The 25267-nt window shown below is 71.2% G+C and carries 23 protein-coding genes; 15 read left to right on the top strand and 8 right to left on the bottom strand.

The features are described from left to right. Positions 1 to 29: 29 nt before the first annotated feature. The 6 genes from ABGB18_RS28420 (at position 30) to ABGB18_RS28395 (ending at position 5424) form a co-directional block, all read left to right on the top strand. Complete coding sequence (locus tag ABGB18_RS28420; protein ID WP_347698679.1) at positions 30 to 1022, top strand: DUF916 domain-containing protein; 993 nt, start codon at positions 30 to 32, stop codon at positions 1020 to 1022. 289 nt (positions 1023 to 1311) lie between these two features. Continuing rightward, entirely contained in the window at positions 1312 to 2199 is an 888-nt protein-coding gene (locus ABGB18_RS28415; protein ID WP_347698678.1) for an ABC transporter ATP-binding protein, read from the top strand. Then, a complete protein-coding gene (locus ABGB18_RS28410; protein ID WP_347698677.1) occupies positions 2196 to 2909 on the top strand; it encodes an ABC transporter permease in 714 nt (237 codons plus the stop codon). Before ABGB18_RS28415 ends, ABGB18_RS28410 begins: the two co-directional genes overlap by 4 nt. A gap of 8 nt (positions 2910 to 2917) precedes the next feature. After that, the gene (locus tag ABGB18_RS28405) at positions 2918 to 4003 is read left to right on the top strand and encodes a sensor histidine kinase (protein ID WP_347698676.1); all 1086 of its coding nucleotides are present in this window, start codon (positions 2918 to 2920) and stop codon (positions 4001 to 4003) included. After that, positions 4000 to 4605 (top strand): response regulator transcription factor, encoded by a 606-nt coding sequence (locus tag ABGB18_RS28400; RefSeq protein ID WP_347698675.1) that lies wholly within the window; start codon positions 4000 to 4002, stop codon positions 4603 to 4605. Before ABGB18_RS28405 ends, ABGB18_RS28400 begins: the two co-directional genes overlap by 4 nt. 15 nt (positions 4606 to 4620) lie before the next feature. Then, positions 4621 to 5424 carry a DNA-formamidopyrimidine glycosylase family protein gene (locus tag ABGB18_RS28395; protein WP_347698674.1) on the top strand — a complete coding sequence of 268 codons (804 nt, stop codon included), beginning with the start codon at positions 4621 to 4623 and terminating at the stop codon, positions 5422 to 5424. 181 nt (positions 5425 to 5605) lie between these two features. On the opposite strand, the gene ABGB18_RS28390 is transcribed toward ABGB18_RS28395, so the two are convergent. The 3 genes from ABGB18_RS28390 to ABGB18_RS28380 form a co-directional block, all read right to left on the bottom strand. Further along, complete coding sequence (locus ABGB18_RS28390; RefSeq protein WP_347698673.1) at positions 5606 to 6043, bottom strand: VOC family protein; 438 nt, start codon at positions 6041 to 6043, stop codon at positions 5606 to 5608. A 1-nt stretch (position 6044) separates the two neighbouring features. After that, a complete protein-coding gene (locus tag ABGB18_RS28385) occupies positions 6045 to 6617 on the bottom strand; it encodes a DinB family protein (protein WP_347698672.1) in 573 nt (190 codons plus the stop codon). Positions 6618 to 6997: 380 nt separating this feature from the next. After that, the gene (locus ABGB18_RS28380) at positions 6998 to 7942 is read right to left on the bottom strand and encodes a transposase (protein WP_347698671.1); all 945 of its coding nucleotides are present in this window, start codon (positions 7940 to 7942) and stop codon (positions 6998 to 7000) included. 86 nt (positions 7943 to 8028) lie between these two features. Between ABGB18_RS28380 and ABGB18_RS28375 the strand changes: the two genes are divergently transcribed. Then, the gene (locus tag ABGB18_RS28375) at positions 8029 to 9018 is read left to right on the top strand and encodes a YafY family protein (RefSeq protein ID WP_347698670.1); all 990 of its coding nucleotides are present in this window, start codon (positions 8029 to 8031) and stop codon (positions 9016 to 9018) included. A 121-nt stretch (positions 9019 to 9139) separates the two neighbouring features. Here ABGB18_RS28375 and ABGB18_RS28370 read toward each other — a convergent pair whose 3' ends face one another. Then, complete coding sequence (locus ABGB18_RS28370; protein ID WP_347698669.1) at positions 9140 to 11227, bottom strand: prolyl oligopeptidase family serine peptidase; 2088 nt, start codon at positions 11225 to 11227, stop codon at positions 9140 to 9142. Between the two features lie 928 nt (positions 11228 to 12155). Between ABGB18_RS28370 and ABGB18_RS28365 the strand changes: the two genes are divergently transcribed. After that, on the top strand, positions 12156 to 12728 hold the full coding sequence (locus tag ABGB18_RS28365; RefSeq protein ID WP_347698668.1) for a dienelactone hydrolase family protein: 573 nt from the start codon (positions 12156 to 12158) through the stop codon (positions 12726 to 12728). A 191-nt stretch (positions 12729 to 12919) separates the two neighbouring features. Here ABGB18_RS28365 and ABGB18_RS28360 read toward each other — a convergent pair whose 3' ends face one another. Further along, a complete protein-coding gene (locus ABGB18_RS28360) occupies positions 12920 to 13312 on the bottom strand; it encodes a GntR family transcriptional regulator (RefSeq protein ID WP_347698667.1) in 393 nt (130 codons plus the stop codon). 190 nt (positions 13313 to 13502) lie between these two features. On the opposite strand from ABGB18_RS28360, the gene ABGB18_RS28355 reads away from it, so the two are divergent. After that, positions 13503 to 13976, top strand: coding sequence for a carboxymuconolactone decarboxylase family protein (locus ABGB18_RS28355; RefSeq protein WP_347698666.1), 474 nt, complete (start codon positions 13503 to 13505; stop codon positions 13974 to 13976). 234 nt (positions 13977 to 14210) lie between these two features. Here ABGB18_RS28355 and ABGB18_RS28350 read toward each other — a convergent pair whose 3' ends face one another. Continuing rightward, positions 14211 to 15803 carry an MFS transporter gene (locus ABGB18_RS28350; protein WP_347698665.1) on the bottom strand — a complete coding sequence of 531 codons (1593 nt, stop codon included), beginning with the start codon at positions 15801 to 15803 and terminating at the stop codon, positions 14211 to 14213. Positions 15804 to 15887: 84 nt separating this feature from the next. Here ABGB18_RS28350 and ABGB18_RS28345 point away from each other — a divergent pair, with 84 nt between their 5' ends. Continuing rightward, the gene (locus ABGB18_RS28345; RefSeq protein WP_347698664.1) at positions 15888 to 16319 is read left to right on the top strand and encodes a MarR family transcriptional regulator; all 432 of its coding nucleotides are present in this window, start codon (positions 15888 to 15890) and stop codon (positions 16317 to 16319) included. Between the two features lie 49 nt (positions 16320 to 16368). Continuing rightward, the gene (locus ABGB18_RS28340) at positions 16369 to 16596 is read left to right on the top strand and encodes a nitroreductase family protein (RefSeq protein ID WP_347698663.1); all 228 of its coding nucleotides are present in this window, start codon (positions 16369 to 16371) and stop codon (positions 16594 to 16596) included. Positions 16597 to 16606: 10 nt separating this feature from the next. On the opposite strand, the gene ABGB18_RS28335 is transcribed toward ABGB18_RS28340, so the two are convergent. Together ABGB18_RS28335 and ABGB18_RS28330 are read right to left on the bottom strand one after the other, a co-directional pair. Further along, positions 16607 to 18115, bottom strand: coding sequence for a M81 family metallopeptidase (locus tag ABGB18_RS28335; RefSeq protein WP_347698662.1), 1509 nt, complete (start codon positions 18113 to 18115; stop codon positions 16607 to 16609). A gap of 11 nt (positions 18116 to 18126) precedes the next feature. Continuing rightward, on the bottom strand, positions 18127 to 19290 hold the full coding sequence (locus ABGB18_RS28330) for an ROK family transcriptional regulator (RefSeq protein ID WP_347698661.1): 1164 nt from the start codon (positions 19288 to 19290) through the stop codon (positions 18127 to 18129). Between the two features lie 204 nt (positions 19291 to 19494). Here ABGB18_RS28330 and ABGB18_RS28325 point away from each other — a divergent pair, with 204 nt between their 5' ends. From ABGB18_RS28325 to ABGB18_RS28310, 4 genes are all read left to right on the top strand, one after another. After that, on the top strand, positions 19495 to 21219 hold the full coding sequence (locus ABGB18_RS28325; RefSeq protein ID WP_347698660.1) for a peptide ABC transporter substrate-binding protein: 1725 nt from the start codon (positions 19495 to 19497) through the stop codon (positions 21217 to 21219). After that, positions 21216 to 22175 carry an ABC transporter permease gene (locus tag ABGB18_RS28320; protein ID WP_347698659.1) on the top strand — a complete coding sequence of 320 codons (960 nt, stop codon included), beginning with the start codon at positions 21216 to 21218 and terminating at the stop codon, positions 22173 to 22175. Before ABGB18_RS28325 ends, ABGB18_RS28320 begins: the two co-directional genes overlap by 4 nt. Positions 22176 to 22239: 64 nt before the next feature. Next, positions 22240 to 23124, top strand: a complete 885-nt coding sequence (locus ABGB18_RS28315) for an ABC transporter permease (protein ID WP_347698658.1) — start codon at positions 22240 to 22242, stop codon at positions 23122 to 23124. A gap of 14 nt (positions 23125 to 23138) precedes the next feature. Then, entirely contained in the window at positions 23139 to 25145 is a 2007-nt protein-coding gene (locus ABGB18_RS28310; protein WP_347698657.1) for an ABC transporter ATP-binding protein, read from the top strand. The last annotated feature ends 122 nt before the right edge of the window (positions 25146 to 25267 follow it).

Genomic DNA, 25267 nt, shown 5'->3' with positions numbered 1-25267 from the left:
GCCCCCCCGGTTCCTTGGAGAAACGACAGATGCACCCGCGTTTGACCACAGCCGCCCGAGCCACCGCCGTGATGCTGCTCGCCACGCTCGGCCTCCTCGGCATGAGGGCCGGACCCGCCGCGGCGGACGGCGACGGCTCCTGGGCCGTCAGCACGGCCGCCAACGACTACGGCTCCGACCGGCAGAACTACAGCTACACCCTCGACCCGGGCGGGCGGATCGAGGACGGGCTGGTGGTCGCCAACCACGGAACCACCCCCCTTCACCTGGCGGTTTACGCCGCCGACGCGTTCACCACCGAGGGCGGCCGGCTGGACCTGGTCGCCAGGGGCGCCGGGTCGACCCGCGTCGGCGCATGGGTCCACCCGGCGCGACCCGACGTGACGGTCCAGCCGGGCGAGTCGGCCGAGGTGCCGTTCACGGTCGAGCTTCCCGACGGCGCCGCGCCCGGCGAATACCTGGGCGGCATCGTCACGTCCCCGAGCGAGGCGAGCGGGACAGGCGCGGGCGTGCGTCGCGGCATCCGGATCAGGCTGCGCGTGGGGGGAGCGCTCAAGCCCGGCCTGTCCGTACGGGACCTGCGGGTGAGCTACTCCGGCACGGTCAATCCGTTCGGCAAGGGCGAGGCCACCGTCACGTACACGATCCGCAACACCGGCAACGCCATCCTCAACGCCCGCCAGACGGTCTCCCTCACCGGCCCGTTCGGGCACTTCGAGGTTCGCGCGGGACAGATGAACGACTCCCCGCGACTCCTCCCGGGCGAGGACTGGAAGGTCGCCGTGCCGGTCCGCGGAGTGGCTCCCGCGCTGCGGCTGACGGGCACGGTCACCCTCGTCCCGCTGCTCACCGACTCCTCGAACTCGGTCTCCCCGCTCGCCGCCGTCGAGACCACGACCCACGCCTGGACCGCGCCGTGGGCCCTGCTTGCCTGCCTCGTCGTGCTCTGCGCGCTCGTCGCCGCCGTGCCGGTCCTCCGGCGCCGCCGCGCTCGGACGGAGTCGGCACAGGACGCCGGCTGAAGGACGCTCAGGACACGGCGGGCCGGAGCCGGGCCAGGGCCGGCCCCAGCGCCCCGAAGGCCGGCAGCCCGATCGCCCCGAAAGCGGATCGGGCAGCCGTCCCGCCGCCGAGACGACGAGGTACAGGGTGGGCACGGCGGCGTGCCGGCCTGCGGCGGCCAGTGAACAATTCACGACCTGTGCCGGTCGCCTTTCCGCGGCGGAGGCCCGTCCCGGCGCCGCTCACGCACTCGGGGAAGTCGTGAATTTCTCACTGTCGTGCCGTGGACCCATGCAAAACAGTGGAGTCATGACAGCGATCCAAGTCAACGGGCTGAGGAAGAGGCACCAGGGCTTCGAGGCGGTGAAGGGCGTCTCGTTCGAGGTGGCCGAGGGCGAGGTCTTCGCGCTGCTCGGCAGGAACGGCGCGGGCAAGACGACCACGATAGAGGTGCTGGCCGGCTTCCAGCGGGCGGACGCCGGGTCCGTACGGGTGCTCGGCCTCGACCCGGTCGCCGACCGCGCGGCCGTCCGGCAGCGGGTCGGCATCATGCTGCAGGAGGCCGGGTTCTTCCCCGATCTGACGGTCGCCCAGACCGTGGACACCTGGCGCGACTTCACCGCCGCGCCCCGCCCCCGCGACGAGGCGCTCGACCTGGCCGGGCTGGCGGGCAGATCGGGCACCAGGGTGCGGCAGCTCTCCGGCGGCGAGAGGCGCCGGCTGGATCTGGCGCTGGCCCTGCTGGGCCGCCCCGACGTGCTGTTCCTGGACGAGCCGACCACCGGCATGGACCCCGAGGCGCGCAGGAGCACCTGGGCCGTCGTCCGCGACCTGGCCCGCCAGGGCACCACGATCCTGCTGACCACGCACTACCTGGAGGAGGCGCAGCACCTGGCCACCGCCATGGCGATCATGGACAGGGGGGAGATCGTGGCCGCCGGCGGGATGGCCGAGATCCTCGCGGCGCGCGCCGGGCGGGTGGCCTTCCGGCTGCCCCCACGGGTGGACCCGGGCGGCCTGCCGCTGCCGGTGACGGTCGAGGGCGAGTACGCCGTCTGCCGCGTGGAGGACCCCGACCTGGCCGCGCAGACGCTGTTGAGCTGGGCGGCCGAACGCGGACTGCGGCTGGCGGGCCTGGAGGTCCGCACCGCCACCCTCGAAGATCTCTTTCTCGACCTGCGGGAGAGTGCCCGATGAGCCTGACCGCCACCTACCGTCTGGGCACGCGCCTGTTCTGGCGGGACCGGGCCCTGCTGTTCGCCTCGGTGATCACGCCGATCGGGCTGGGCGTGGGGCTGCCGGTGATGATGCGGCACGTCGCCGGCCCGGCCACCGCCAGCACGGTCTTCCAGGGCATGATCGCGATGTTCCTGTCGATCACCGCGTTCATGAACGTCGCCGTGGCCCTGACCAACCGGCGCGACCAGCTCGTGCTCAAGCGGCTGCGGGCGAGCCGGTTGACGGACGGGCAGATCCTGCTCGGCCAGGTCGCCGGCACCGCCACGCAGACCGTGGTCCTGATCGTGCTGTGCACGCTGGCGGCGCTGCTCCTGGCGGACGTCCCGCTGCCGGGGGACCTCCCGGTGTCCGCCGTCGCCGTCGTCGCCGGTTCGGCGGTGCTGAGCCTGCTCGGCGCCGCCTACACGGCCCTGATCCCGCGCGCGGAGCTGGCGGCCGCCTTCACCATGCCGGTCTTCCTGGTGTCGCTGGTCTCCACGGGCGCGATGGGGCCGATCCCGCTGCCCTCGTGGCTCCACTCCATCCTGGAGCTGCTGCCCACCACGGCCGTCGTGACCGCCGTCAGGACCGGCGACCTGGCCCTGCCCGCCGGCGACCTGGCCGTCTGGGCGGTCGCCGGCCTCGTCGCGACCAGGCTGTGGTTCCGCTGGGAACCGCGCCGGTCATAATCGTGGCCGTGGTCTCCTCCTCCGCCAGGCGGCTCGCGAGCGGCCTCATCACGGCCGTCTCGCTCGCGTACTCGGTTGGCGCGCTGCTGTACTTCCTGCAGGGCCCCGTGCTGGGCGCGGTGGCGCTGGCCACCCTGATCGTCGTGGTCTCCCTGCACCATCTGCACATCCGAGCGGCCCTGCGCGGCGAACGCCCCGCCTTCCTCCCCCTCACGGTCGTGCTCCAGGCGGTCGCCACCTACCTGCCCGACCTGCTGCCCAACGGCATGTCGGGGGTGACCGCCCCGCTGCTGGCCGGCACGCTGCTGGTGCTCCTCCCGCTGCCCTGGGGCGCCGCGCTGGTGGGGTTGATGATGCTGTACGAGGCCGCCGCCCTGTCGTTGGTCGCCGTGATGCCGATCATCGTCACGTTCCTCTACGTGGTCACCGTGCCGACCACGGGGGCGATGACGTACGCGCTGGTCCGGTTCGTCCGTATGGCGGTGGATCTGGAGCAGGCCAGGGCCGAGCTGGCGGAGGCCGCGGTGCTCAAGGAGCGGCTGCGGATCTCCCGCGACCTGCACGACGGCCTCGGGCGCAGCCTCACCGCGATCGCCCTCAAGGGTGATCTGGCCACCCGTCTGATGGAGCAGGACCCCGGCTCGGCGCGGAGCGAGGTGTCCGAGCTGGTGCAGGTGGCCAGGGAGGCGGCGCAGGACGTGCGGCAGGTGGCCCGGGGCTATCGGGCGATGTCGCTGACCGGGGAGGTGCACAGGGCGGTGGCGCTGCTGGAGTCGTCGGGGGTGGACGTCCGGACGCACCTGGCCGAGGCGGACCTGCCGGGGCCGGCCGAGGAGGCGCTGGCCTGGGCCGTACGCGAGGGGGTCACCAACGTCCTGCGCCACAGCAGGGCCACCACCTGCACGATCACCACGTCGCTGAACGGCGGGGCGCTCCGGCTGGAGGTGGCCAATGACGGAGCCCCCGCGGAGCCGGGACCGGCGGGCGGCGGCCTCACGGGTCTGGCCGAGCGGGCGGCCCAGGCGGGCGGCTCGTGCGCCGGGGCCCCGACGGGCGGGAGCGGCTTCCTGCTGACCATGGAGGTCGCGGCATGATCAGGGTTCTGCTGGCGGAGGACATGCACATGATCCGGGCGGCCCTCACCGCCCTGCTGCGGCTGGAGTCCGACATCGAGGTCGTCGCGGAGGTGATCCGCGGTGACGAGATCGTCCCCAGGGCCGTGGAGACCCGGCCCGACGTGGCGGTCGTGGACATCGACCTGCCGATCCTCGACGGCATCACCGCCGCCGCCGCGCTCCGCGAGCGCCTCCCGTCCTGCCGCGTGCTGGTGCTCACCGCGATGGGCCAGCCGGGGCACGTACGCCGGGCGCTGGCGGCGGGCATCGAGGCCTTCCTCGTCAAGGACGCCCCGGGTGACCGGCTGGCGGACGCGATCAGGCGTACCGCGGCCGGGCTGCGCGTCCTGGACGCCGAGCTGGTGTCCGCGGCGATGGAATACGGCGAGAGTCCCCTGACCGCCCGGGAGTCCACCGTGCTCAGGGAGGCCGCCAGGGGCGCCTCGGCCGAGGAGATCGCCGGCCGGCTGCACCTGTCCTCGGGCACCGTACGCAACTACCTGACGGGGGCGATCACGAAGACCGGCGCCCGCAACAAGATCGACGCCATCCGGATCGCGGAGGACGCCGGTTGGCTATGAGCGGGGGGAGAGGCTTTGCCTGAGGGGCACACGATCCACCGGCTGGCGGCCGAGTTCCGCACGCGGTTCGCGGGGCGGGGAGTGCGGGTCGGCAGCCCGCAGGGCAAGTTCAGCGACGCCGCCGCGCTGCTCGACCGGTCGGTGCTGACCGACGCCGACGCGTACGGCAAGCATCTGTTCCTGCACTTCGGGCGCGGGGCGGGGACGCGAACCGTGCACGTGCACCTGGGGCTGTTCGGCCGGCTCGACTTCGCCAGGACACCCAACGACGACACGGTCCGGCTGCGGATCAGCCACCGCGCGCGGATCGCCGACCTGCGCGGGCCGGCGGCCTGCGAGCTGATCGAGGAGCGCGCGTCCATCCTGGCCCGGCTCGGCCCCGACCCGCTGCGCGCCGACGCCGACCCCGACCGCGCCTTCCACCGGGTACGGCGCAGCCGACAGCCGATCGCCGCCCTGCTCATGGACCAGAAGGTGATCGCGGGGGTGGGGAACGTGTACCGGGCCGAGGTGCTGTTCCGGCACGGGATGAGTCCCGAAAAATCCGGCCAAAGCGTCTCGCGTACCGAATGGGAGGCCATCTGGGCCGACCTGGTCGGCCTGATGACCGACGGCGTGCGCGCCAACCGCATCGACACCGTCCGTCCCGAGCACACTCCCGAGGCCATGGGCCGGCCGCCGCGCGTCGACGACCACGGCGGCGAGGTCTACGTCTACCGGCGCGCCGGGCTGCCGTGCCACGTCTGCGGCACCGAGATCCGGACCGCCGTACTGGCCGCGCGCAACCTCTTCTGGTGCCCCGGCTGCCAGAACGGATGACCGGGCCTGGAGCAGGGCATCTGAGTCCCGGCCCGCTAGCCACTTGATGCCGAACGCTAGCCGACCGGGTACGCAGGGCCATGAACGCCTTCTTCGAGGGCACTGCCGATATGTCATGTGCCCTGGACGTGCCCTCAGAGCACTCGATCTGAGGGCGTGCCCTGGTCAGCGCGATGTTCGCCTAGTCGAGACAGAACTCGTTGCCCTCGGGGTCGGCCATCATGATGTGGCCGAAGTCGAGCGGGGGAGCGGGCTCGTGGCGCCGGATCCGGGTGCCGCCGTGGGCGATGAGTCGTTCTGCCTCCGCCTCCAGGGCCGCCATCCGCGCGTCGCCCTCCAGCCCGGGAGCGGCCCGCACGTCGAGATGCACCCGGTTCTTGACCTGCTTGCCCTCCGGCACCTTCTGGAAGAACAGCCGCGGCCCGGAGCCCTCGGGGTCGGTCACCGCCGAGGCGTCGTTGTGCCTCTCGGGCGGCACCCCCAGCGCCTCCAGGGCCTCCTTCCACGACTCGAAGCCGGGGGGCGGGTCCTGCAGCCGGTAGCCGAGGGCCTCGGCCCAGAACGCGGACAGCCCGGCCGGGTCGGCGCAGTCGAAGGTGATCTGGATGTCGCGTGCCATCTCAGCTCGCCTCCCGCCGGGTGTGCAGGTGGAGGTCGCGGAGCAGGCACACCTCGCTCAGATGGTGGATCAGCTCGCGGTTGATGTGCAGGACCAGCTCCGCCATCGGGCTCTTGGCGTAGGGTCCCTCGGCCTCCCCGCACGGGCGCGCCAGGTCGCTCTCGCCGAGGGACTCGACCCCGGCCAGCCACGTGGCGTACTCCGTGTCGAGCTGGGCGAGCGCCTCGGACGCGGTCGCGGCGTACTCGAAGGACCGGTAGTCGGTGGGCGGGCGGCCGAAGTGCGCCGCGTTGCGCACCGCGAGCACGCCGACGATCACGTGGCCGAGCCGCCAGGCGATCGTCGTGAACGGTGGCGGCTCGGGCGTCGGTATCTCGAAGTCGATGGTCATCGCGCCGGATCCGGCCTGTATGGGCGCGGAGCCGGTGCCCCGCCGCCGTACGTTCCAGCAGTCCGGCACCGGCTCCCAGAAGTATTCGTCGTCGGTGAGCCCGTCGAGCCGGTCGCGCACCTGCTTGGTCCAGTGCCAGTCGATCTGATCGCGGAGCATGGGGTTCCAGGTCTGGTCGGTCATGGCGCAAGCTTCCCGCGAATAGCGGACAGGAGCGTTCCGTGATCTGTGGAACGATGAGCGCTTGACATCCTCCCCCGCTTGAAGGACGGGGGATTCCAACCACACTCACCCCACCAGGAGGAGAGCGTGTTGAGGTTCACGGTTCGCCGGCTCGCCCAACGGCGGGCCTCCCCGTGCGGACACGGCATGCCCTGCCGCGTGTGCGATGTTCCGCGCCGCGTTCACATCAGCGTTGCCCGCATGACCGCAGGACCGGCACCGGAAACGCGCTTGGCTCTCACGCGCCTCCCGATCCACGATCCCGCACGCCGAGCACCGCTGACTCGTGTACGCCGCCTTGACCTTGACCACCCGGCCGGGCGCCTTGTGCTCCAACCGGGTCACCAGCCGCCCCCACCCGGCCGCCAGAATGCCCCGGTTGATAGTCCGGCCTTCTGTGCCACCCCGCGGCCCGGCACCCTGACCGTGCCCCGCGCCGACCGGGTCATGCCCGCGATCTTCAGGTCCTCCACGCCGATCATGTCGAACCGCCGCGCCAGCGCCGTGCTGGTCTGCTCCACCCAGTCCCGGCGTCGGTCCGTCTCGCGCGCCTTCAGCCGGGCGATCGCCGCCTTGACCCTGCTCCGCCGGTTCGATCCGCGCTGGGCTCGGGCGAGTTTGCGCAGCAGCCGCCGCAACCGGGCCCGCTCCCGCTCGCGCAGGCCGGGCGCGACCAGCAGGTCGCCGGTGGACAGCGCCGCGCTGACGGCCACGCCCCGATCCACGCCCACGGTCTGGCCGGTGCCCGGGGCGGGGATCGGCGCCGGGACGGCGGCGAAGGCGACATGCCAGCGCCCGGCCCGATCCCGGGTCACCCGGTACGATTTCACGCCCGGCGGGACGGCGCGGGACCAGCGGAACCGCACCCACCCCACCTTCGGGATCCGTACCCGGCCCACCCGGCGCGACACTCGGCGCACGTCGTCGGGCTTGACCGCGACGATCCGGAAGCCCTCGTGCCGGCCCCGTTTGCGCCAGGTCGGGTGGCGGTGGGTGCCGGCGAAGAAGTTGGCCATCGCCTGCGCGAAGTCCTTCAGCGCCTGCTGTTGCACGATGATCGAGCCGGCCCGCAACCAGGCGCAGGCCGCCCGCGCTTCGGTCAGTTGCCGGCACTGCTCGGCGAATCCCGGCCCGCTCTTGCGGCCGGGCCGCCAGTATCCGTGCTGCTCGATCGCCAGATTCCAGATGAAGCGGGCATGCGCGCAATGCTCGGCCAGCACCTGCTCTTGTGCGGGTGTGGGGATCAGCCGGTAACGCGACATGCCGAGAACACTACCGACCGTCACCGACAGAATCTGGAGGCCATCATGACCCACTGTCCCGCGTTTTCTCCCCGTTCTGAAGGATGGGGCCTCCACGCTGCAGGTGGTCGGTGACAGTCGAAGCGACGACCGAGAGGGTGCTGCGGCTGCTGGCGTTGTTGCAGCGCCGGCCGTCCTGGACCGCCGGCGAGCTGGCCGCCGAGCTGCGGGTCACCGACCGCTCGGTGCGCCGCGACGTGGAGCGGCTGCGCGCGCTCGGCTACCCCGTGCACGCGACGGCGGGCGTCGGCGGCGGCTACCAGCTCGGCGCGGGCACCCGTCTGCCGCCGCTGCTCCTCGACGACGAGGAGGCGATCGCGACGGCGGTGTCCCTGCGGCTGGCGTCGGGGGGCACGGTCGCGGGGGCGGGCGAGGCGGCCCTGCGGGCGCTGGCCAAGCTCGACCAGGTGATGCCGCCCCGGCTGCGCGCCGAGGTGCGGGCGGTGCACGGCGCCACCGAGACCCTCCTCGGCCCCGGGGTCGAGATCGACGCCGAGGTGCTGGTGACGCTGGCGCGGGCCTGCCGCGACGCCGTACGGGTGCGCTTCCGGTACGCCGGCCGCGACAACGACGAGCACGAGCGCACGGTAGAGCCGGTTCGGATGGTCGCCACCAACCGCCGCTGGTATCTGATGGCCTGGGACGTCGACCGTGACGACTGGCGTACCTTCCGGCTGGACCGGATGCGCGAGGTGGCGGCCACGACCTGGCGCTTCCGGGCGAGGGAGCATCCGGACCCGGTCGCCTACGTGCAGCGGTCCGTGACCGAGTCGCCGTACCGGTATCTCGCCCGGGTGCGCGTGCACGCCCGGCCCGAGCAGGTGCGGGAGCTGGTGCCGCCGCAGGTGGGGCGGATCGAGGACGACCGCGACGGGTGGTGCGTGCTGGTCGCCGGTGGGCAGAGCCTGGAGTGGCTCGCCGCGCACGTGGCCATGCTGGGCTTCGAGGCGGAGGTGCTGGAGCCCCCGGAGCTGCGCGCGGCCGCCGCCGGGTTCGCCCGCCGCCTCACGGCGCTGGCCGGACCGGCTGACCGTCGAAAGGACCTTCCTTCCGGCGGCTAGCGGTCTCGCGGCTCGTCGCCCCGCTCGGCGAACAGGGACATGGCGGCATCGCGCGGGCGGGCACGACCCGTGAGGTCGGCGGGCATGCTCAACATTCCTAAACAAATGCAAAGCGGACTGTTCAAGCGCACAGCCCCGTGTATTTCGCGGCGAACGCGAGGATGTCGGCGGCCAGCGCGCGTTCCTTGGTCGCGCACGAGCCGGCGTGGGCGCTGTCGGGCTCGCGGCGCATCAGAACGGGACGGTCGCTGCTGGTGGCGTGCTGGAGGGCCGCGCACATCTTGGTGACGTGGGCCTCGCCGGTCAGCAGGTCGGTGACCGCGCCGGCGAGCAGGAACGCGGGGTAGGCGGTGCCCGGCGTGACGTGGTGGTACGGGGAGTAGGTGAGGAGCCACTGGAGCTGCTCCGGCTGCGCGGAGGAGCCGAATTCCTCGGTCCAGGTGCCGCCCAGGCCGAAGCGCTCGTAGCGCACCATGTCGCACAGCGGGCCGTCGGCGATGACCGCTGCGTACAGATCCGGGCGCTGCATGGCGGCGGCGGTGACCAGCAGCCCGCCCCCCGAAATCCCGTAACTCGCCAGTTGCCCGGGCGTGGTGTAGCCGGTACGGACGAGCCAGCTCGCGGCGTCGTTGAAGTCGCCGATCGCCCGCCGCTTGTGCGGCCCGCGCCCGGCGTCGTGCCAGTCCTGGCCTTCCTCGCCGCCACCACGCACGCAGGCGACGGCGTGGATCCCGCCGGCGTGCACCCATGCGGCCGCCATCGGCGAGAACACCGGGCGCAACGCCATGCCGAAGCTGCCGTAGCCGTACAGGAGAACGGGCCGGGGGCCGTCGAGCTCCTCGGACGGCATGAAGAGGAACAGGGTGATCTCGGTGCCGTCGCCGGCCGGGTAACGGACGGTGTGGCTGCGGATGGCGCCGGAGGAGCCGGGCCTGCTCGCCGCGCAGGTGGCCTCCGGGGCCACCCGCCCCGTGGCGGCGTGGTAGCGGTAGACGGTGGTGGGCGTGGCGGCATCGCAGTAGCTGAACCACAGGTGGCCTCCCCGGGGGAGCTCGGCCTGCAGGGATGAGGCCACGCCGACGCCGGGCAGCGGCACCGTGCCGAGCTGCCGGCCGTCGGCCAGGTCGTGCGCCGTGAGCGTCGAGACACCGTGGCGGGCCCGGGCCACCAGCAGCAGAGGACCTGGCAGCTCCGGATCGTCCAGGACCACGCAGTCGTCCAGCGGGGCCCGGGGATCCTCCGGCACCAGCGTGCGCCATGCCGACGGGTCGGTGTCATGCCTGGACGCCGTGCAGATGCGGCCGCACGGAGCCTGGTAGTCGGTGACCAGCAGCAGGTCGCCGCCGGGCAGGAAACGTGCCAGGGAGCGGGCCCGTGTGGCGAGCCCGTCCACCGCCTTCACGAAGCGCGGAGCCGCCGGCTCGGTCAGCTCGGCGATCCACACGTCATTGTGCGGGGCGGGCCCCTCCGACGCCGTGATCGCGATATGGCGGCCGTCGGCGCTGGTGGTGAGCCCGTAGTAGCAGTCGGGGGCCTCGGTGCCGCCGAACACCACGGGGTCGGCCTCGGGCGGGAACCCGATCCGGTGCAGCCGGACGCGCCGGTGCAACCGCTGGTCGTCCGGCGCCAGTTCCTCGTCGGGGACCCGGCTGACGTAGTAGAAGGCGTCCCCGCCGGGCAGCCAGGCGAGCGAGGTGTTGCACGCGCGCGGCAGGGGTCCGTCCACCACCTTGCCGGTACGGACGTCCAGCACCACGAGGTCGCTGGCGGGCCGCTCGGCGACCTCCAGTTGGACCGCCACCCGCTCGCCCTCCCGCGACGGCCACCAGGTGTGCAGCCGCGTCCGGCCGGATGGATCCAGCTCCACCGGATCCACCAGCACGTGCCTGTCCACCGCGTCCTCGACCACGACCAGGCGGCGTTGTTCGTCGTCACGCAGTTGCTCGGCGAAGAACATGAGCGATCCGCGCACCAGCGGCGGATCGGAGACCCCGAAGGTGGAGAGCTCCTCGACCATGGACCGCCAGCGCCCGGCCTCGCGCCAGGCACCGCGATGCGCGGTGAACAACTCGTCCTGCTGTGCCGCCCAGGCCCGCACCCGCGGGTCCGCACCGGCCTCCAGCCAGCGATAAGGATCGGGGACCAGAAAGCCGAACAGGTTTTCCGTCGCATCGTCGCGCTGCGCCTGCGGATAAAGCGGTCGGCCCATGGAGAAATCCTTCCGGTCGAATGAGGGAGGGCCGCGGCCGAATACCGGCCGCGGCACCCTTATTTCTTAGGCCCGCTCGCCGAGCACGATGGCGTCGGACCAGCGGCGCACGCTCGTGCGCGGAGCCGGACGGTCGCCGGCATAAGGCAGATATCCGGACATGACTACCTCCAAGATCTGCTCGGATTCGTCCTGACGGAGGGCCTATGCCCTGGCGACAGCGCTCCGCACCTGCCGGTGGTATAGATTCCGCCACATTGAACGGCCCGGCCGGACATGCCGTGCCAGTTCAATGGCTGATGAGCCTCTCTCATTCCTGCCGCACGGGTAAACCGGCGGTTCGCGGGTGGGCGCCCCGGTCAACGCGGAGTCATGCCGGAGAATCGGACGCCCATCATGTCGCCTGGTTCGGACCGGCTTGTCTAGACGCGTTCCGATGTGGCTGCCAATGATGGATGGGAAAGCGCGATCGCCTCGTGCGACCGCGTATTCGGAGAGGAGAACGGCCTATGTTCGCCGCATCTATCGCAAGTCCCTGGCCTCGCGACCGCGACCGGTATCGTCACCGCGATCGCGACTATTATCGCGAGCGCTACCGTCGCCGTCGCCGCCACTACTGGGACTGGGACTGAGGTCAGTTCAGATTCCCCTGATTTCGCGATGTGCTGACCTGTAGCCGATGGCCACGACGAGAAATCCGGGACCATCAATCGGGTCAGACTTTCCCGGGGCGGCCACGGCCGTCCCGGGAAAGTAAGTCGCGAAATCAGCCCACTCTCATTTCACGAGATGGCCGCTCATGGTGGCGGCCACCGGGCACGATCAGGTGCCCCCGGCCGGCCACCATGAGCGCACATTCCCGCCCGCGACACGTCCGAGCCGCAGGGTTGACGGTGGCCGTCCGCCGGTCGCTGGCTAAGCTGCGCGCATGGCACGGATTCTCCTCTTGCACTCGATGTACGGCCTGCGTCCCCACGTTCACCAGGCGGCCGACAGGTTGCGGGCGGCCGGGCACGACGTGCACGTCCCCGACCTGTACGACGGCCGGGTCGTCGACACGCCCGAGGAAGGCATCGCGATCAAGGAGGAGATCGGCCGGGACGAGCTGCTGAAGCGGGCCGTGGCCGCGGCGGCCCCGCTGTCCGCCGACGGCCTGGTCTACGCGGGCTTCTCGCTCGGCGCGGCGATCGCGCAGAACCTGGCCCTGGGCGACGAGCGGTCCCGCGGGCTGCTGCTGATGCACGGCACCTCCGACATGCCGGACGGCGTCGCGGCCGACGACCTGCCCGTGCAGTTGCACGTGGCCGACCCCGACACCTACGAGCCCGTCGACTGGCTCAACGCCTGGTATCTCGGCCTGCGCCGGGCCCGGGCCGACGTGGAGGTCTTCCGCTACCCGGGCGTGGGCCACCTGTTCACCGATCCCGATCTGCCCGACTACAACGCCGAGGCCGCCGAGCGGGCCTGGGCGGTCGCCCTGGACTTCCTCGCCGATCTCTGACCCCGGCCCCGCGAACACGCTCCTCGGCGGCCAGGACGGCCGCCTGCGGATCCACCGGAAACGGGTCGAGGAGCCGGCTGGAAAGGACCCGGGCGCCCGTGTGCCCGGGGATCGCCGCCGCGAGGATCACCGAGGCGACGCCGTCGCGGCGCACGCCGAACGTGTCCGCGTTCTCGCGTTCGAGGCCGAGGTCACGCAACGTCCTCCTGAGCGGCGGCGCGGAAGGTGGTCGTGAAGAGGGCCTCGATGCTTTCCTCGTCGAGGCCGGCCCGGCGGGCCTTGGTCAGCCAGCGCTGCAGGTCCCGCCGTAGCGGGCCGTGCGCCGCCAGCGACGTGCCGGTGAGCGTCGCCGTCACGAACGTCCCCACTCCCGGCCGGGCGGCGACCAGGCCCTCGTGTTCGAGCTCCCGGTAGGCTTTGAGGACCGTGTTGGCGTTGATCGCCAGTTGCGCCACGACCTCCTTGACGGTCGGCAACTGGTCACCCTCGCGGAGCAGGTCGAGCCGTAGCGCGTGGCGTACCTGCTGGACCAGTTGGAGGTACGGCGACAGGCCGGACTTCGCGTCCAGGTAGAACTCGATCACCTTTTCTCCATTTATCTAGCTTCATAGGACTTTAGATACTCGCATGTACGGAGGTGATAAGGAACGAAGCCCACCGGAAGCCGGATCGAGGCCGTCCCAGAGAGACGTACGTCACACTGGTTTTCTGTCACAGTCCGCTGAGCCGGCTTGTCCTGATGGGTGAGACCCCATCAATGGCAAGGAGCCCCTCATGAACGCTCGTTTGAACCTCTTCGGCGACCAGGTCTCGGCCAAGGTCATGAAGCACTTCATCGCGGCGAACAAGGTGGTTGCGGACTCGTCGTTGCCGCTCGCGACGCAGGAACTGGTCAAGCTCCGCGCCAGCCAGATCAACGGCTGCGGCTTCTGCATCGACATGCACAGCAAGGATGCCACGCACGCCGGGGAGAGCCAGGTGCGGCTCAACCTGGTCGCCGCCTGGCGGGAGGCCACGGTGTTCACCGAGGCCGAGCGGGCCGCCCTGGAGCTGGCGGAGGAGGGCACCCGCATCGCCGACGCGGCCGGTGGCGTCAGCGACGAGGTCTGGGCGAACGCCGCCAAGCACTACGACGAGGAGCAACTCGCCGCCCTGGTGTCGCTCATCGCGATCATCAACGCCTTCAACCGCGCGAACGTCGTCGTGCAGAGGCCCGCCGGCGGCTACCAGCCGGGCCAGTTCGCGTAACCGGAGCCTGCGGCCGGTGGATGATGCACGCCTTCCCGCACACGACGTCGCACCCGCCGGCGACGAGTGGATCGGGGTCGCCCCGGCGGGTCATGGGTGGATCGGTGTGATGCCCGTAAATCGCGACTGGTCCAACCGAGACTGGTCCAACCGAGACTGGCGCATCTGACCGGCCTCAAGGCCCTGAACCGGGTCCCGTTGACGGGCCCGGAGCGGCTCCACGCGGGGCAGGGATCAGGAACCCTGGGCCGAGCGGGACGCGGTCGTGGTGGGAACGGGTGCGTCTGACTCCGGTCCCGAGCCCGGGGGCCTTCGATCACCGCGCAGGGCGATCACCAGCAGGACCGCTCCGGAGAGCGCGATCAGCATGGTGCAGGCCGCGCTGAGGTGCATGGCGTCCATGAACGCCGCATCGGCGGCACTTGCCAGGTCGGGCCGGTGGATCACGCCGGCGACATGGCGGGCCTGTTCCGCGGAGACCCGGGCCTGATCCAGCGCCGAACCGGGCAGACCGGGCAGACCAGGCAGCGCGGCCTCGATCCCGCTTCGGTACGCGATCGACATGATCGTGCCACCGACCGCGATCCCGAGCACGCTGCCGGTCTGCCGCACGGTGTTGGTGACGGCCGACCCGGCGCCGGCCCGCTCCAACGGCAGGGTGTTCATCAGCGCCGTCGTCACCGGGCCGATCACGATGCCGATCGACAGGCCCTGGACCAGGTAGACGATCTCGTTCCAGACGAGCGGGGTGTGCAGCCCGAAGAGCGTCATGGAGCCCATCGCCAGCCCAGCCGTGGTCAGCGCCGTCACGGTGACCGGACGCAGGGACCAGCGGCGGACCAGACGGACGCCGAGTGGCGCCCCCACGACCGCGCCGAGCGCCGCGGGGGAGAAGGCCAGGCCCGCCTCCAGCGGCGAGAACCCGAGCGCGCCTTGCAGGTAGAAGGCTCCGTAGAAGCTGGCGGAGGTCAGGGCGAAGAACAGGAGCCCGAGCGCCGCGTTGCCACCGCCGAACATCCGCCGGGCGAGCAGCCGGGGATCGAGGCTGGGCTGCCGGATGCGCAGTTCGACGAGTACGAAGGCCGCCAGCAGGACCAGCCCGGCGGCGATCGGTGCCCAGACGTCCACCGGGGTCCAGGAGGCCATCTGCCCCGCCCGGATCAGCCCGTAGGCCAGGGAGGCGAGCCCGCTGATCGACAGCAGCAGCCCGGCCGGGTCCAGCGGGCGCGGGGTCGGGCTGCGGAAGTTCGGGATCAGCGTGACGATCCCCACCAGCGCGAGCACCGCGACCGGGATGTTGATGAGGAAGACCGAGCCCCACCAGAAGTGGTCGAGCAGGACTCCGGCCAGCAGCGGGCCCACCGCCATGCCCACGCCGGCGGACGCCGAGGAGATGCCGATCGCGGTGGCCCGCGCGGGACCGCTGAAGGTCCACATCATGATGGCCATGGCGGCGGGCATGATCAGCGCGCTGCCCACGCCCATCGCGGCCCGAGCGGCGATCAGGTCGCCTGCCTCGCCGGCGTACGCGGCGTACGCCGAGGCGGCGGCGAAGATCGCCATTCCGGTCGCGAGCACGGTCCGGTGGCCGAAGCGGTCGCCCAGGGCGCCCGCGGTGAACATCAGGGTGGCGAACACCAGGGTGTAGGAGCCGGTGGCCCACTGCAGTTGGGCGGGACTGGCGCCCAGCCCGCGGACGGGGTCGGCGAGGGTCTCGAAGACGGTGGTGAGGATCGTGTTGTCCAGCCAGATCAGCAGTGAGGACGACAGGAGGACGGCGAGGATCAACTGCTGCCTGGACTTCGGCAGCTTGGGAGGCGTCGTCATGCGGACCTTCGGTACGATTGACAGGTTCCTGACGAATTCTGGAGGTTCGTCAGGAACCTGTCAATCTCGAAGGAGGGTGGGGCGTTGGATCCCTATCGGTGCGGGGCCGGGTCGCTGACCTTCATGGTCCGTACGGTCTGGCTGAACATGCGGTCGGCGATCGGGGAGGAGCTCAAGGCATTCGGGCTCTCGACCTCGCAGTACGCCACCCTGATGATGGCCGGGGCGCAGCCCGGGATGTCGGCCTCGGACATAGCCCGGAAGGTGGCGAGCACCCGGCAGGCCGCCAACGAGATGCTCGCCGGGCTCGAACTGGAGGGGCTGATCGAACGGCGCCCGAGCCCGTCCGATCGGCGTACCCATCGGATCCAGCTCACCGAGGCCGGGGAGGCGCGCCTGGCGGAGGCCCGCGAGGCGGTCGCCCGCCGCGAGGCCGAGCTGGAAGCCGCGTTCACGCCGGAGCAGCGGGCGGCGGTTCGCGACTGGCTCGAAGGCATCTCCGCGGCCTGCGGCTGAACCCTCCTCGGTCACCACCCTGGGGGACGCGCAGGGGCGAGGGTCAGGCGTGCCCGCCGTGTGGAGCTTCATGCTGGCCGCCCGGGCGCGCGGTCTCGGCACGGTGTGGACCACCGCGCAGGGACCGCTCGAACGCGAGCTGGCCCAGGTGCTCGGAGTGCCGTACGACGAGGTGATGCTGGCGGCGTTCATCCCGCTGGCCTTCACCATCGGCACCGACTTCAAGCCCGCTCCCCGCGTCCCGCGCGAGGAGGTGCTGCACTGGGACCGGTGGTGAGCGCACCCGTCTACGGCAGCTCCAGGTCGAGCGTGGCGCCGGGGTCCAGCGGGAAGATCGGCCGCCGCAGGTTCCGGTACGGCAGCCGCTGCAGGTCCTGGTCCACGCCCCCCGGCGTGAGCGCCAGCATCCAGTCGGCCGCGGCCTCGAACAGTTCGGGCTCCAGATACCCGATCTTGACCGTCACCACGTCCACTCCGGCGACCTCCACCCCCAGCCGCCGGTACGACTCCAGCAGCCGGTACTGCATCCGGCGCGAGGTCAGGAACACGCTCAGCCCGCCGACGCGTACGCTGGCCACCCGCCCGCCGTCGGGGTCGTCGGCCAGCGCCTCCAGCGTGCCCTCCAGCAGCAGCGGCCCCGGCGGGCGGGTGTCGAGGCGGCCGCCGGCCCGCACGCTGACCGGCGAGCCGATCGGCAGGTGCCCGATGCGTGCCACCGCCTCGGGGTCGAACAGGGAGGCGTAGACGGCGCGGACCGAGCCGTCGCGGATCTCGGGCCTGGCCAGCATTCGCTCCAGGGCGTAGGTGACGTCGTCGGCGCCGCCCGCGCCCGGGTTGTCGCCGGAGTCGCTGACGAAGTACGGCCGGGCCGAGCTCTCCTTCAGCGCCGCGTCCAGGCACTCGTCCATGGAGCCCGTCGGCGCGACGAAGGCGAAGTCGTCCCGCGCGTCCCAGAACGCCCGCGCCAGCTCGCGGGCCGCCTGCTCGGTGGCGCCGGCATCGGTGCCGGTGGCCACCACCGCTCCGGTGCAGCGCGGCTCGTCGGCCCAGGCGAAGCCGATCCAGATCGCCGCGTCGATCACGCCCGGCCGGGACTCGATCTCGGGGATGCGGGCGTAGAGGCCACGGGCGGGTTCGACGCGGGTGCTGGTCATCTCGCCGGGCAGCAGGATCGGCACGTGGACGAGCGCCTTGTACGGCCGGTCGGCCACCGCCCGCGAACGCGCGGCGCCTTCAGAACCTTCGGCCTCTTCCGCGTGCGAACGCCCAGCGTCCCGTCGTGACAGGGCCTCGACCAGGTTGCGGGCGGCGCGCTCGCGGGTCTCCCAGACGTCGACGTGGGGTGCGGTGCGGTAGCAGGTCAGCAGGTCGCAGCCGTCGAACAGGGTGGGGGAGACGTTGCCGTGCAGGTCCATCGCCGCCGACACCAGCGGCTCCGGGCCGATGACCGCGCGGATGGCGGTGATGAGGTCGCCCTCGGCGTCCTGGCGGCCCGCCACGCTCATCGCACCGTGGAAGTCCAGCAGCACGCCGTCGAACAGACCGCCGGCCAGCCCCTGGACGATCTCGGCCCGCCAGGCGTCGTACGCGGCGGGCTCGACCGCTCCGCCCGGCAGGGCGCGGGCGTGGACGAGCGGCACCCATTCCACCCCGGCCGTCCACGGCTCGCCGAGCCAGTCGTAGCGGTCGAGCAGGGCCTGGCCGCGGGTGACCTCGAAGTCGGCGGTGCCGCTCACGTGCGGCGAGAAGGTGCTGGACTCGATGTGGATGCCGCAGATGGCGATACGCAGGGACACTGTGGTGCTTTCTAGGAAGGGCGGACGTCGGCGGTCTCGCGGAGCAGGTGGCCCAGCCCGATCAGGGCCGCGTCCGGGCCGGCGATGCTCGCCTCGATGGACAACGACTGGGTCAGCGGCGGCAGGCAGCGCTCGTACAGCATGCCTTTGACGGCCGCCACGTAGACGTCCAGGCTAGACAGCGAGCCGCCGATGACGACGCTGTCCGGATTGAGGAAGTTGACCAGGCCCGACAGGGCCACGCCCAGTTGCCGGCCGGCCTGGCGTACCAGGGTCACCACGACCGGGTCGGCGTCTACGGTGGCGGCGATGACGTCGCGCGTGCCGGTCACGGGCAGGCCGCGCCCGGCCAGCTCGCGGGCCAGGGCCGAGCCGCTGGCGACGGTCTCCAGGCAGCCGCGGCTGCCGCAGGAGCATTCGCGCTCGCCGCTGTCGGCCACCCGCAGGTGGGTGACGTCGCCGCTCAGGCCGCGCCCCCCGCGGTGGACCTGGGAGCCGGTGATCAGGCAGCCGCCGATGCCGGAACCGGCCTTGACATAGATCATGTCGCCGGGTCCGCGACGGGTGATCACGTCGCCGGTAGCGCGGCGGGTGACGTGCTCGCCGGTCGCGGCGGCCTTGGCGTCGTTGTCGACGACCGCGGTCACCTTGAAGCGGTCGATCAGGTCGCTCTGCACGTCGTACCCGCTCCACCCCGGCATCCGGGCCGGGCCGACGAGCCGGCCGTGCGGGAAGTCCACCGGCCCCGGCAGGGCCATGCCGACCGCGAGCAGCCGCTGGCCGGGCGCGTGGGCGTCTCTGACGTCGTCCAGGGCCCGGGTGATCTCGTCGAAGATGGCCGTGGGGCCTGCTCCTATGTCGACGGCGAACTCCTCGGCCGCCAGCAGCGCCCCGGAGGGCGAGCACAGGCCGACGCGGGCATGGCGAGCGCCCAGCTCGGTCACGGCGTACACGCCGCCGGCCTCGCGCAGCCGAAGGATCTTGGGGCGGCGCCCTCCGGTGGAGACGCCCGTGCCCTCCTCCAGGATCGCGCCTTCCTCCAGCAGGCGGCGCACCACGCTGGAGACCGTCGACGGAGCCACCTGCAGGGCCTCCACCAGATCCGCGCGGGAGGTGGCCCTGCCACTGGCCAGCAGGCTCAACGCCTGCTCCCGCAGACTAGCGGGGTCCGACATGCCACTCCTCCCTGACGGACACGGCAGATGCCCATCATCGAGTACGAAGACGATCACCGACAGATGGTCTTCGCGGCGGACTCTATCCCGAAATAAGTATGCTGACAAAAGTAGATTTTTCGTATTGACTTAATACTTGTACCTCTATACATTCACCGGCTGAACGGCCCTGCAGGGCACATCCACGTCTCGACGAGGAGAATCATGGGGACGAGAATCCGCATCCTGTGCGGCGTGGTGGCTATCGGGCTCGGCCTGACCGCCTGCAGCGCGGGTGCCGGCAGCGGTTCGGAGCAGGGCGGCTCACAGGGTCAGGACACCGTGACCGTGGCTCTGCGCACGCCCAACTGGATCCTGCCGATCTCGGCCCCCGGCTTCACCCAGGGCGAGAACGAGATCTTCGTCACCGCCCTGTACCGCAAGCTCTACTCCTTCAACCTTGACGGCTCCAACACCGACAACGTCGACCCGGACCGCTCGCTGGCGGGGGCGCCCGAGGTGAGCAACGGTGGCAAGACGCTGAGCATCACGCTCAAGGACAACACCTGGAACGACGGCAAGCCGATCACCACGAAGGACGTCCGGTTCTGGTGGGACCTCGTCAGCGCCAACAAGGACAAGTGGGCCTCGTACAAGCCCGGCGGCTTCCCCGACAACATCACCAGCTTCAAGGTCAAGGACGACAAGACCTTCTCCCTGACCACGAACAAGGCGTACAACGCCGCCTGGTTCGTCGCCAACCAGCTCAACCGCATCGTGCCGCTGCCCCAGCACGCCTGGGACAAGGGCGATCCGAAGAAGACGTTCGAGGAGCTGACCGCCGCCGCCAAGGACCCCAAGTCCTACGCGACGAACCCGCTGTGGAAGACCAACAGCGGCCCCTGGAAGCTGGAGAGCTACGTGCCCAGCGGCGAGGTGGTCCTGGCCAAGCAGGACACCTACTCGGGCACCGACAAGCCGAAGCTGAACAAGGTCGTGCTGCGGCCGTTCACCGGTGACGACGCCGAGTTCAACGTGCTGCGCGCCGGGCAGATCGACTACGGCTACATCCCGCCGGCCAACCTGTCGCAGAAGGCATACCTGGAGTCCAAGGGCTACGACGTCTCCCCCTGGTACGGGTGGTCGATCACGTACCTGCAGCTCAACTTCAGCAACCCCAAGACCGGGGTCCTGTTCAAGCAGCCCTACCTGCGCCAGGCGCTGCAGATGCTCATCGACCAGCCCACCATCAGCAAGGTCATCTGGTCCGGCATGGCCCAGCCCACCTGCGGCCCGGTGCCGCCCAAGCCGGGCGCGCCCGGCGGCCAGGGCTGCGTCTACCCCTTCGACCCGGCCAAGGCCCAGCAACTGCTGCAGAGCCACGGCTGGAAGGTGACCCCCGACGGGCAGACCACCTGCGAGGACCCCTCCCTGTGCGGTGAGGGCATCGCCGAGGGCACCCCGCTGAACTTCACCGTGACCAGCCAGTCCGGTTTCGCCGCGACCACCAAGATGTTCGCCGAGATCAAGTCGCAGATGGCGAAGGTCGGCGTGCAACTGGCCATCAAGGAAGTGCCCGACTCGGTGGCGGTCACCCCGGCCTGCAAGCCGGACGACGCCAAGTGCGACTGGGACATGTCGTTCTTCGGCTCCCAGGGCAGCTGGTACTACCCGGCCTTCGCCTCCGGCGAGCGCCTGTTCCAGACCGACGCCCCCGTCAACCTCGGCAGCTACAGCAACCCCCAGGCCGACAAGCTCATCGAGAACGCGCAGTTCACCGAGGACGCCGGAGCCCTGCAGGAGTACAACGCCTTCCTGGCCAAGGACCTGCCGGTGCTCTGGATGCCGAACCCCGTCTACCAGATCTCGGCCTACAAGGCGGGCCTGCAGGGCGTCGAGCCGCAGGACCCGATGAACCTGATGTACTTCCAAGACTGGTCCTGGAAGTGACCCGGTACCTCCTCACCCGCCTGGGGCAGGCCCTGGTCATCGTGATCCTGGTGACGCTGATCACGTTCGTGATCCTGCACCTGCTACCGGGAGGCGCGGCCCGGGCCATCCTCGGCAAGGAGGCGACGGTGCAGCAGATCGCCGCCTTCAACCACGAGATGGGCTACGACCGGCCGGTGTGGGAGCAGTACGCGCTGTACCTGCGGCGGCTGGTCACCGGAGACCTGGGCTACTCCTTCCAGCTCAACCAGTCGGTGGCCGAGGCCATCGGCCAGCGGCTGCCCAAGACCATGCTGCTGTCGCTGGCCTCGACGGTGCTCGCGGTCGTGGTGGCCGTCCCGCTGGGCGTCGTGCAGGCCGTACGCCGTAACCGCTGGCCCGACTACACCATCAACGGGCTGTCGCTGCTGGCGTACGCCACGCCGATCTTCTTCATGGGCCTCATGATGATCATTCTGTTCTCCCAGGCGTGGCCGGTCCTGCCGCCCGAGGCTCCGCAGGGGTTCACCCTGTTGGAGGTGCTGGCAGACCCGGCCGGGCTCGTGCTGCCCACGGTCACGCTGGCCATCCTCACCGTGGCGGTCTACTCCCGCTACATCCGCTCGTCCATGGTCGACAACCTCAACGAGAACTACGTCCGTACGGCCCGCAGCAAGGGCCTGTCGGAGCGCCGGGTGATCGTCGGCCACACGCTCCGCAACGGCCTGTTCCCGGTCATCACCCTGCTCGGCATGTACCTGCCCGCGCTGTTCAGCGGCGCCCTGGTGGTCGAGCGGCTGTTCAACTACCCGGGCATGGGGCTGCTGTTCTGGCAGGCGGCGCTCAAGCGGGACTATCCGATCCTGCTCGGCGTCACGCTGCTGCTCTCGGTGGCCACCGTGGTCGGGGCGCTGATCGCCGACATCCTCTACGCCACGGTCGACCCCCGGGTGCGGCTCAAGGCAGGCCGCGCATGACCGACCCCGCCGAGGCCATCAACAGACACAGCACCCTGGTCATGAGGCCGACGAAGGAGGTCTCATGACCGCCATCCCGCACGAGGAGGAGGCGCCCGTCCGCGGGATGTGGCGCCAGGGGCTCGAGGTCTTCGTCGAGAACCGGCTCGCCCTGGTGGGCGTGGGCATCTTCGTCCTGCTGGCGATCTTCTCCTTCCTCGGGCCGCTCTTCTACCGGACCGACCAGGTCCACACCGACCTGGCCAAGACCTTCCTGGTCCCCGGCACGGAGGGACACCCGCTCGGCACCGACGGCGTGGGCTACGACCAGCTCGGCCGGCTGATGCTGGGCGGCCAGACGTCCATCGTGGTCGGGCTGGCCGCCGGCCTGCTGGCCACCGTCGTCGGGACCGTCTGGGGCGCCATCGCCGGGTTCGCCGGCGGCTGGGTCGACGCGGTCATGATGCGGGTGGTCGACGCGATGATGTCGATCCCGGCCCTCTTCCTGTTCATGCTCATGGCCTCGATCGTCACGCCCACGGTGCCGATGCTCATCGTCATCATCGGCGCCTTCGCCTGGCTCGGCCCGGCGCGGCTGGTACGCGGCGAGGCGCTCACACTGCGCACCCGCGAGTACGTCCTGGCGATGCGCGGCATGGGCGGCACCGGCGGACGCGCGGTGCGCCGGCACATCATCCCGAACGCCATCGGCACCGTGATCGTCAACGCCACCTTCCAGGTAGCCGACGCGATCCTGTACGTGGCCTACCTGTCCTTCCTCGGCCTGGGAGTGCCGCCACCCGCGGCCAACTGGGGCGGCATGCTGTCCGACGGCCTGTCGGACACCTTCAGCGGCCACTGGTGGCTGCTCTATCCGCCGGGAATCGCCATCATCCTCATCGTCCTCGCCTTCAACTTCATCGGCGACGGGCTGAGGGACGTCTTCGAGGTCCGCCTCCGGCGGCGTTAGCGGGAGTTTCGTACATGGAGGCAGCCAACCAGCCGCTGTTGCGGCTGCGCGACCTCAGCACCGACATCGCGCTGCGGCGTGGCACCGTGCACGCGCTCGACCAGGTCAACCTCCAGGTCGGCCAGGGCGAGACGCTCGGCATCGTGGGCGAGTCGGGCAGCGGCAAGACCATGACCGTACTGTCGATCATGGGTCTGTTGCCGAGCGGCGGCAGCGTCGTCGGCGGGGAGATCCTCTTCGACGGCCGCGACCTGCGCGGTCTGGAGGCGCAGGAGCTGCGCAGGGTGCGCGGCATCGAGATGGGCATGGTCTTCCAGGACCCGCTCACCTCGCTGAACCCCACCATGCGTATCGGCGCCCAGGTAGCCGAGCCGCTGCGCGTCCACCAGGGGATCGGCAAGGCCGAGGCGCGCGGGCGGGCCGTCGAGATCCTGCGCCGGGTCGGCATGCCCCGGCCCGACAAGATCGTCGATGACTACCCGCACCAGTTGTCCGGTGGCATGCGCCAGCGCGTGGTCATCGCCATGGCGCTCATCCGCTCCCCGCGCCTGCTCATCGCCGACGAGCCCACCACGGCGCTGGACGTCACCACCCAGCGCCAGATCCTGGAGCTCATCGACGACCTGCGCGAGGAGTTCAGGATGGCGGTCATCCTGGTCACCCACGACCTCGGGGTGATCGCCGGCCGCGCCGACCGGGTCGCCGTCATGTACGCCGGCCGGGTGGTGGAGACCGCCACCACCGCCGAACTGTTCCGCTCGCCGCGCCACCGCTACACCGAGGCGCTCATGCGCGCCCTGCCCGAGTCGGCCGCAGAGGGCCGCCTCTACAGCATCCCCGGCCTGCCGCCGGACCTGTCGCGGCCGCTGACCGGCTGCCGCTTCGCGCCCCGCTGCCACTTCGCCACCGACGAATGCCGCACTACCGACGTCATGCTCACCCCGGCCGGCAACGGGCACGAGTTCGCCTGCCTGCACCCGGTCACCGAGCCCGTCACGATCGTGGCCTCGGCCGGCCAGGCCCGGACAGCGTCAGGCGTCACCGACCCGATCCTGACCGTGCGCGACCTGGTCAAGGAGTACGACGCCGGCGGCACGGGGATCCGCCGGGCCGGCGGCCGGGTCAGCGCCGTGGCCGGCGTGTCCTTCGAGGTCCAACCCGGCGAGACGCTCGGCATCGTGGGCGAGTCCGGGTGCGGCAAGTCCACCGTCGGCCGTCTCGTCGCCGGCCTCGAAGCACCTACCGGTGGACAGATCGTCCTCGACGGCGCCGACCTCGCCACGCTGGACCGGGGCGCGCGCCACCGCATGCACCGGCAGGTGCAGCTGATGTTCCAGGACAGCTACGCGGCCATGAACCCGCGCATGCGCATCGACGCCATCCTCACGGAGCCGCTGGAGATCCAGCAGGCGGGCGATTCCGGCGCCCGCCGCGCCCGGGTGAGTGAGCTGCTCGACCAGGTCGGACTGCCGCGCCGGGCGCTGGAGCGCTATCCCCACGAGTTCTCCGGCGGGCAGTTGCAGCGCATCGGACTGGCCCGCTCGCTGGCGCTGCGGCCCCGGCTGATCGTGGCCGACGAACCGGTCAGCGCGCTGGACGTGTCGGTGCAGGCGCAGGTGCTCAACCTCATGCGCGACCTGCAGCGCGACCTCGGATTGTCGTACGTGTTCATCAGCCACGATCTGTCCGTGGTCGACTACATGGCCGACCGCATCGGCGTGATGTACCTCGGCAAGCTGGTCGAGGTGGGCCCCGCGCACCAGGTGGTCCGCGCCCCGCGCCACCCCTACACCCAGGCGTTGCTCGACGCCGTCCCCTCGCCCGACCCCGGCCACGCGCCCAGCCCGGACACGACCATCCGCGGCGAGCTGCCGAGCGCCCTCAACCCGCCGACCGGCTGCCGCTTCCGCACCCGCTGCCCGCTGGCCCAGGACATCTGCGCCACCGAGCCCCTGCTGCAGGGCGGGACGCACCAGGCCGCTTGCCACTTCCCGCTGCGCGAGGAGGCGCCCGCGACCTGATCGCTGTCGCGTCGGCACCCCCGGTCCGGCCGCCCCTACCGTCCGTACGGTGGGCGCCCGCGCCTGCCGTACGTCCGAGTCGGGCCGCGCCGAGTGGGCGAAAGGGGGAAGACTCGCCTCCT

The organism is Nonomuraea sp. B12E4 (assembly GCF_039871825.1).
Lineage (GTDB): Bacteria > Actinomycetota > Actinomycetes > Streptosporangiales > Streptosporangiaceae > Nonomuraea.
The sequence above is the reverse complement of the archived record's forward strand: the minus strand, read 5'-3'. Positions and strand labels throughout refer to the sequence as shown.

Bases quoted from the DNA above. Each gene is read 5' to 3' on its own strand.
- ABGB18_RS28420 (WP_347698679.1), top strand. From the start codon at position 30: ATGCACCCGCGTTTGACCACAGCCGCCCGAGCCACCGCCGTGATGCTG.
- ABGB18_RS28415 (WP_347698678.1), top strand. From the start codon at position 1,312: ATGACAGCGATCCAAGTCAACGGGCTGAGGAAGAGGCACCAGGGCTTC.
- ABGB18_RS28410 (WP_347698677.1), top strand. From the start codon at position 2,196: ATGAGCCTGACCGCCACCTACCGTCTGGGCACGCGCCTGTTCTGGCGG.
- ABGB18_RS28400 (WP_347698675.1), top strand. From the start codon at position 4,000: ATGATCAGGGTTCTGCTGGCGGAGGACATGCACATGATCCGGGCGGCC.
- ABGB18_RS28390 (WP_347698673.1), bottom strand. From the start codon at position 6,043: ATGGCACGCGACATCCAGATCACCTTCGACTGCGCCGACCCGGCCGGG.
- ABGB18_RS28385 (WP_347698672.1), bottom strand. From the start codon at position 6,617: ATGACCGACCAGACCTGGAACCCCATGCTCCGCGATCAGATCGACTGG.
- ABGB18_RS28370 (WP_347698669.1), bottom strand. From the start codon at position 11,227: ATGGGCCGACCGCTTTATCCGCAGGCGCAGCGCGACGATGCGACGGAA.
- ABGB18_RS28365 (WP_347698668.1), top strand. From the start codon at position 12,156: ATGGCACGGATTCTCCTCTTGCACTCGATGTACGGCCTGCGTCCCCAC.
- ABGB18_RS28355 (WP_347698666.1), top strand. From the start codon at position 13,503: ATGAACGCTCGTTTGAACCTCTTCGGCGACCAGGTCTCGGCCAAGGTC.
- ABGB18_RS28350 (WP_347698665.1), bottom strand. From the start codon at position 15,803: ATGACGACGCCTCCCAAGCTGCCGAAGTCCAGGCAGCAGTTGATCCTC.
- ABGB18_RS28330 (WP_347698661.1), bottom strand. From the start codon at position 19,290: ATGTCGGACCCCGCTAGTCTGCGGGAGCAGGCGTTGAGCCTGCTGGCC.
- ABGB18_RS28325 (WP_347698660.1), top strand. From the start codon at position 19,495: ATGGGGACGAGAATCCGCATCCTGTGCGGCGTGGTGGCTATCGGGCTC.
- ABGB18_RS28315 (WP_347698658.1), top strand. From the start codon at position 22,240: ATGACCGCCATCCCGCACGAGGAGGAGGCGCCCGTCCGCGGGATGTGG.
- ABGB18_RS28310 (WP_347698657.1), top strand. From the start codon at position 23,139: ATGGAGGCAGCCAACCAGCCGCTGTTGCGGCTGCGCGACCTCAGCACC.